This is a genomic window from Enterobacter sp. CFEC122 (assembly GCF_052983755.1).
In genome coordinates this window covers 1-1,002 of sequence record NZ_JBRIQR010000124.1, presented here as the reverse complement: position 1 = coordinate 1,002, position 1,002 = coordinate 1, and the positions used below count along the sequence as shown (strand labels likewise).

Annotated in this window: 1 protein-coding gene; it reads right to left on the bottom strand. The window is 38.6% G+C overall.

Annotated elements, in window-relative coordinates; translation table 11 throughout:
* Positions 1-240: 240 nt before the first annotated feature.
* Complete coding sequence (locus ACVCAM_RS26420) at positions 241-432, bottom strand: helix-turn-helix transcriptional regulator (RefSeq protein ID WP_013098166.1); 192 nt, start codon at positions 430-432, stop codon at positions 241-243.
* Positions 433-1,002: the final 570 nt, after the last annotated feature.

Sequence of the window (1,002 nt, the reverse complement as noted above, 5' to 3'; positions counted from 1 at the left end):
AGGGTTCTCATACCAATCCCTTTGCATTTATTTGAGCAAAATTTATTATTTCTCGTTTCAGAGAAATTAGCACCACAAACTTTACAGCGAATGTCTTTCTTTACATTCCTTTTTCGGCTCAATTCCTTCCGTCTATTAAAGTGGATATAACAAAGCCTGACACCATATTCATAGCTAATAGATGCTATATTCTCTTTGCACCCTTTTCTGCAACATATTGCCATTACATACCGTCCATGTTCACTTCACGCGGTTTTCCAACCATTCGTGTATGTCACTTAGCCTCCAACGAGAACTTCTGCCAAGTTTTATTGGCTTCATAAATTTTCCGTCCTGAATTTGCTTATAAATCCATTTATCAGTGACTTTCAGCGTTGCTGCGATCCACTTCATATCTACAAGTTGCATGTCATTGTTTTCACTTCTTTCCACACTGTTCTCCTGATGTGCCGCCCTTTCGCAAGATACTGGCTGTATAGGGCCACAAAGTGCAGGCAAAAGATCGCTCTAGAAATTGTCTTGACAATTCACTTCAGTTGCGAACTAGAGGGGAGGAAACGATTGATGGTGTAGTCTTTGTAAGATGCTCCGATAAAACCGCCTAAGTTGATCATGCAAAATGATCAAATGAGACCTGCCATTAAAGTAAAAATGGTAAGATTCAGGTTGCTACCCACGCAGCATTTACTAGTATTTAAATCTTACAAACAGATCAAGATTGGAATATAAATTCAAACATTAATTAAAAACCCAGCCAATCAAACCAAATAAATAAAAATTAAAGATATATTTAAAGTCAGCGTAACCGATATATGGACAGCTATATCAAACAACATCTTGCTGCAGATTGCTGAACATTGATTGCATGTTGAATGGAAGGCATCAGCTATACCACCGCAGTAAGTTGCGACAGGTGTTACCTGCTGCTTGTTACAAGGCTGACTAATGTAGTGCTGGAAACATTACAGATTGAGTGCTGTGACCTAAATCGGCTATTGACTC